The sequence below is a fragment of the Pseudomonas sp. UBA6276 genome (assembly GCF_002438365.1).
Taxonomy (GTDB): Bacteria; Pseudomonadota; Gammaproteobacteria; order Pseudomonadales; family Pseudomonadaceae; genus Aquipseudomonas; species Aquipseudomonas coleopterorum.
Window position 1 is genome coordinate 56,921 of the sequence record NZ_DJUS01000130.1, and the last position, 5,926, is coordinate 62,846.

A 5,926-nucleotide genomic window follows, 5' to 3' on the forward strand; every position below is an offset into this window, starting at 1 on the left:
CCAAGGTCGAGCACCTGTCCGGTGGCGAGAAGCGCCGCGTGGCCCTGTGCCGCCTGCTGCTGTCGGCCCCCGACATGCTGCTGCTCGACGAGCCGACCAACCACCTGGACGCCGACTCCGTGGCCTGGCTGGAGCACTTCCTGCACGACTTCCCCGGCACCGTGGTGGCGATCACCCACGACCGGTACTTCCTCGACAACGTCGCCGGCTGGATTCTCGAGCTCGACCGCGGCGCCGGCATCCCCTACGAAGGCAACTACTCGGGTTGGCTCGAAGCCAAGTCCGATCGCCTGGCTCAGGAATCCAAGCAGCAGTCGGCCCATGAAAAAGCTATGAAGGAAGAACTGGAATGGGTGCGCAAAGGCGCCAAGGCCCGCCAGTCCAAATCCAAGGCGCGTCTGCAGCGCTTCGAGGAAATGCAGTCCCAGGAATTCCAGAAGCGTTCGGAAACCAACGAGATCTACATCCCGGCCGGTCCGCGTTTGGGCGACAAGGTCATCGAATTCAAGAACGTCACCAAGGGCTATGGCGACCGCGTGCTGATCGACAACCTGTCGTTCGCCATGCCCAAGGGCGCGATCGTCGGCGTCATCGGCGGTAACGGTGCAGGTAAATCGACCCTGTTCCGCATGCTCATGGGCAAGGAACAGCCGGATTCGGGCTCCATCGAAATCGGTGAAACCGTGCAACTGGCCTGTGTCGACCAGAGCCGCGACGACCTGGACGGCAGCAAGTCGGTGTTCCAGCAGATTTCCGACGGCTCCGACCAGATTCGCATCGGCAACTACGAAATCCCTTCACGCACCTATGTCGGCCGGTTCAACTTCAAGGGCGGCGATCAACAGAAGTTCGTCAAGGACCTGTCCGGTGGTGAGCGCGGTCGCCTGCACCTGGCGCTGACCCTCAAGGAGGGTGGCAACGTCCTGCTGCTCGACGAACCGTCCAACGACCTCGACGTGGAAACCCTGCGCTCGCTGGAAGAAGCCTTGCTGGACTTCCCGGGCGCAGCGATCGTGATCTCTCACGATCGCTGGTTCCTGGACCGCGTGGCAACGCACATCCTGGCCTACGAGGATGACTCCCAAGCGGTGTTCTTCGAAGGCAACTACACCGAGTACGAGGCCGATCGCAAGAAACGCTTGGGTGAGGCGGCTGCTCAGCCGCACCGTGTTCGTCACAAGAAGCTGGCGTAAATGAAAATGGGGCCCCGAAAAGGGCCCCATTTTTTTGTCTGACGATTGTGGACGGTCAGGGGCTCACGGCCCTGTCTGAATACCCGTGATTTCCACGGTCAGGTCGCCTGCCGGACGTCGCCAGACGCGCTCTTCACCCACTTCCGCACCCAACAGTGCCCGACCCAGGGGCGAGGCCCAGTTGATCAGGCCAACGCCTGCATCCGCTTGATCCTCGCCTACCAGGCACACACGCTGCTCGACACCTTGATCGTCGGCAAACGTAACCCAGCTGCCGATCTGCACTTTTGCCGTAGAGGTGATGGGCGCTACCACCTGAGCATGCTGCAGGCGGTGCTGGTAGTAGCGCATGTCCCGCTCCAGGTCGGCCATGCGCTGGCGATCGGCGCGCTCGCCCATCGCCGTCTGCTCGGCCTGCAGGATCTGCACTTCCGTAACCCGCGCCTGCAGCTGGGCCAGCCCACTGGCGGTCACGTAGTTGGGCTGGGTGCTGATCAGGCGTTCAACGGGTTGCGTCGCCTGAGCGGCAGCGTGGTCTTCATTGACGAATGCCCTGCTCATGATATTCCTCCCTTATGGGGCGGTATTGATCGCCCTGAGCGCAGGAGTGCCGCGAATCCAAAGACAACCCATGGCCGCAGCCAGGTGTCGCAAGCCAGCATGACTCCTACAGTAACCACTGCTTGTACAGGTTAGGCCGCAATATCCGGTCATAGTTGCATTCGCCACCGTTGCCTCGAACGCTTCCAGGCAGAGCCGAGCACCCGGCTAGTAGTGGTACCACTTGACCTCGAGCATGACCTCGTTGCGTGGCGAGCTCAGATGGCTGAAATCGCGTTGCGCGCTCAGGCGCAGCCCCAGGTTGCGGGACACTTCCCACTGCTGGTTCAGGCTCAGGCTACGGCGCACCTCGCCATTGGCAAAGTAGTCGCCCTTGCCTTCGAGGCTGAAGTTGCCCAGGGCGTTCTTCCACAGCACACCGCTGTTGAATCCCGCCGCTGGCGCGACGAACTGGGCAAAGTCGTTGTTGTGCTCCACCCGCACCGTGCCCAGGGCGAAGCCCAGCACCTGTTCGCTGAGCTGCCAGGTGCCACCGGCGCCGCCATTGACATGGGAGACCAGGTTCTCGTCACCGTGTTTGCCCAGCACCCGTTCCAGGCCGCCGGTCACTTGCCAGGACAGCGGCTGCAACAGCTCGTTGCGCGGCGTCAGCGAGCGGATGGTGGCCAGATCCAGCTGCTGCACCTGCCATTTGTTGCCTTCGTACTGGCGCACTTTCAGGCCGAGAATCTCGATCTGCGCGCCCAGCGGAAAGCCTTCGGCGTTGTCGTTGAGGTCGTGATAGGCCATGCGCAGGCCGTACTCGGCGAACGCGGTATCGCCGCGGGTGCCGACTCCTGCGCTCCAGGTCCGCGACTGATGGCCGTCCTCGGGCAGGCCGGGACGGTCGATGGCCAGCGGCGGTGGTGGATTGCGATTGATCGCGCGCAGCAGTTGAAAGCTGCGCTGGGTCCGCGCCGGATCGCGCTCCTGGCCGGTGGCCCGGTAGCGTTCCAAGCGGAAGGCGGCATCCTGGATCAACGCCTGGCGATCCTTGCCCAAGGCCTGGAAGCCTTCGCTGTCGATCTGCGCCGTATCGGCGGCGATCTTCTGCACCCATTGCTGCTCGCTGCTGTCCAGCGGCTTGGCGCGTTCGAGCAGTTCCCGCTCGCGGGACGCACGGTAATCGATCTTCTCGACCAGGCCGGCCGCTTTCACCGCTTTCACGGTGTCCGTGGGAATGGCGGTCAGGGGGAACTGCGAAGTCAGGTCCAGGCCCGGCCGGGCCACCTGAAGCAGTTCGAGCAGGCGATACGAGCAGTTTTCGTCAAAGAAGAAATAATCGAACTGCACCTGCTTGAGTTCCCACACATGTTCGACCATGCGCCCGGTCTCTTCAGGTGTGAGGTTGAGCCGGTACTCCCACAGGTCGCGGTTTTCCAGGCTGCGGTACTCGGAGAGCTTTTCCTGGTAGGGCACCAGGGCGAACAAGCCCGGATAACCGCCAGCCAGCCCCTTCCAGGCGTACAGAATGCTGTTGTCGCTGCCTTCGACATAGGCGCCAAAGTTGATCGCATAGCTGAGCAAGGCAGTGTTGTTGCTCTGCACATCGGCCTGATCGATGCGCAACAGGGTATGGCCGAACATCGAGGAAGGGCTGTTCAGGTACGCCGCCGGGAAAATCAGCACGGCGCTGTGGGGCGCCACGTCCGAGAACCACTTGGTGAATTCGGCACACTCCACGTTCGGTAGGTCAGTCAGACCCAGCTGTTGCCGCAGCCAGCGGGTGCGCGCAGGAAACACACACTGCGCATGCTTGTCGCCGGTGGCCGCAGGTGCATAGATCGCCTGCAGCGTAGCCTGCAGTTCGGCGTCCGGATGGTGCGCGCCGTCGTCGGCCAGAAAGAATTTGCGGTCATCGACATAGCTGCGCCAGCCGCCGAGCTTGCCGCGCTCGTAGTGGCCGACAGAAATCCAGTAGGGATCGTTCGCCAATTGTTGCAGACGCTGAGCGTCGATGTGCGGAGCGGCGTGCAGCGGGGCGCACACACAGAGCGCCAGGGAGGCAAGGCGTTTGAGCATGGTCGGCAACTAGTTCGGCGAAATCGGAAAGGGGGGATGCCCGCCCCGAAAGGAGCGGGCGGGTCGAGCTTAAGCCTGGGTGGCGTATTTGGCCAGACGTGGATCGTTTTTCAGAACAGCGATGGTGTTGCTGTGCACGTCTTCAGCGGTGCTGTCGGCGCTGCTGAAGATCTGCTGGAAGTGCTCGTGGGTGACCGACTGGAAGTAGGCACGGTCTTCGGGAGCGACGCCCAGTACCACGGCATAGGTGGTCAGTGCTTCGCCTTGGCCCTTGGCCATGTCTTCGGACAGCTCGTCCATCATGCCATTCATGGCAATCCAGGATTTACCGCCGTAGGTCAGTGCCGCGTTGGTCGAGCAACCGTTGGTGCCCGAGGTCATGCCGAAGGTGGCGTTGCCCGAAGTGCCGTTGGTGGTGGAAGCCAGGAAGTGCGCAGGCGTGCCGCGCTGGCCTTCGAACAACATGTTGCCCCAACCGCAATCCGGACCACCGGGCGCTTGCGCCATGGCGTTGATCGAGACGGCGGCGAACAGAGTACCCAGCAGAATCCGTTTCATAGCGTTGTTCTCTTTTTGATGTGCTTACTGAGGGTCTAATGCCTGGCGAACCAGGACGGGTCGGTTATTGGGCCGACCGCGTAACTTGGAGTTTAGGCAAGCGTTGCAGTTCCGCACGAAATGACTAAGTTGCAGCCTCGCTCGGCAAGCCCCGGTGCAGCTTGCGCCGTCGCTACAGAAGCGCCCAGAATGACAGCATCTGTCCCGCCGAAGTAAGGATGCCCGATGCCCGATTCTGTAGCTGCCAGCCTGCGTCTTGCGCCCGAGGCACTGACCCGCCCGTTTTCAGCTGAACAGTTCAACTTCACCACCACCAACGACCTGGAGCCCTTTCGTGGCGTACTGGGTCAGGAACGCGCCGTCGAGGCATTGCAGTTCGGTGTCGCCATGCCGCGCCCCGGCTACAACGTATTCGTCATGGGCGAGCCCGGCACCGGCCGCTTCTCGTTCGTCAAACGCTACCTCAAGGCCGAAGGCAAGCGCCTGCAGACCCCGGCCGACTGGGTCTACGTCAACAATTTCGACGAGCCGCGCGAACCCCGCGCCCTCGAACTGCCGCCCGGCAGCGCCGGCGCCTTCATCGGCGACATCGGTGCACTCATCGACAACCTGCTGGCGACTTTCCCGGCGGTGTTCGAGCACCCGTCCTACCAGCAACGCAAGAGCGCCATCGACCGTGCGTTCAATCAGCGCTATGACCGCGCCCTGGATGTGATCGAAAAGCTGTCGCTGGAAAAGGACATCGCCCTGTACCGCGACAGCAGCAACATCGCCTTTACCCCGATGCTCGACGGCAAGGCCCTGGACGAAGCCGAATTCGCCCAGTTGCCCGAAGCTGACCGCGAGCGTTTTCACACCGATATTTCCAATCTGGAAGAGCGTCTCAACGAAGAACTGGCCAGCCTGCCGCAGTGGAAGCGCGAGTCGAGCAACCAGTTGCGTCAGCTCAACGAAGAGACCATCACCCTGGCCCTGCAACCGCTGCTGGCGCCGTTGTCGGAAAAGTATGCCGAGAACGCCGCCGTGTGCGGCTACCTGCAGGCCATCCAGGTCAACCTGCTCAAGACCGTGGTCGAGCAGTTGGTCGATGACAGCAAGGCCGACGCCCAGGCCCGCAAGCTGCTGGAAGAACAGTACAGCCCCAGCCTGGTTGTCGGTCACCACCAGAGCGGTGGCGCGCCGGTGGTGTTCGAACCGCACCCCACCTACGACAACCTGTTCGGCCGGATCGAATACAGCACCGATCAGGGCGCGCTCTACACCACCTACAAGCAGTTGCGCCCCGGCGCACTGCACCGCGCCAACGGTGGCTTCCTGATCCTTGAAGCCGAGAAGATGCTGGGTGAACCCTTCGTCTGGGATGCGCTCAAGCGCGCCCTGCAATCGCGCAAGCTGAAGATGGAATCGCCACTGGGCGAGTTCGGGCGCCTGGCCACCGTCACGCTGACACCGCAGATGATTCCCTTGCAGGTAAAAGTCATCATCATCGGCGCTCGTCAGCTGTATTACGCGCTGCAGGACCACGATCCCGACTTCCAGGAGATGTTCCGCGT

General features: G+C 62.4%; 4 protein-coding genes and 1 pseudogene (1 of these 5 only partly in view). 2 read left to right on the forward strand and 3 right to left on the reverse strand.

Annotated elements, in window-relative coordinates; all coding sequences use genetic code 11:
- Positions 1 to 1,193, forward strand: a pseudogene (gene ettA / locus B2V21_RS15505) (energy-dependent translational throttle protein EttA); it begins 455 nt to the left of the window's first position.
- A gap of 63 nt (positions 1,194 to 1,256) precedes the next feature.
- Here ettA and B2V21_RS15510 read toward each other — a convergent pair.
- The 3 genes from B2V21_RS15510 to B2V21_RS15520 form a co-directional block, all read right to left on the reverse strand.
- A complete protein-coding gene (locus tag B2V21_RS15510; protein WP_056844074.1) occupies positions 1,257 to 1,754 on the reverse strand; it encodes a GreA/GreB family elongation factor in 498 nt (165 codons plus the stop codon).
- 207 nt (positions 1,755 to 1,961) lie between these two features.
- Complete coding sequence (locus tag B2V21_RS15515) at positions 1,962 to 3,815, reverse strand: DUF4105 domain-containing protein (protein WP_286917322.1); 1,854 nt, start codon at positions 3,813 to 3,815, stop codon at positions 1,962 to 1,964.
- A 69-nt stretch (positions 3,816 to 3,884) separates the two neighbouring features.
- Entirely contained in the window at positions 3,885 to 4,373 is a 489-nt protein-coding gene (locus B2V21_RS15520) for a DUF3015 domain-containing protein (RefSeq protein ID WP_043192793.1), read from the reverse strand.
- Between the two features lie 225 nt (positions 4,374 to 4,598).
- Here B2V21_RS15520 and B2V21_RS15525 point away from each other — a divergent pair.
- A partial coding sequence (locus B2V21_RS15525; protein ID WP_286917323.1) for an AAA family ATPase occupies positions 4,599 to 5,926 on the forward strand: 1,328 nt, incomplete at its 3' end.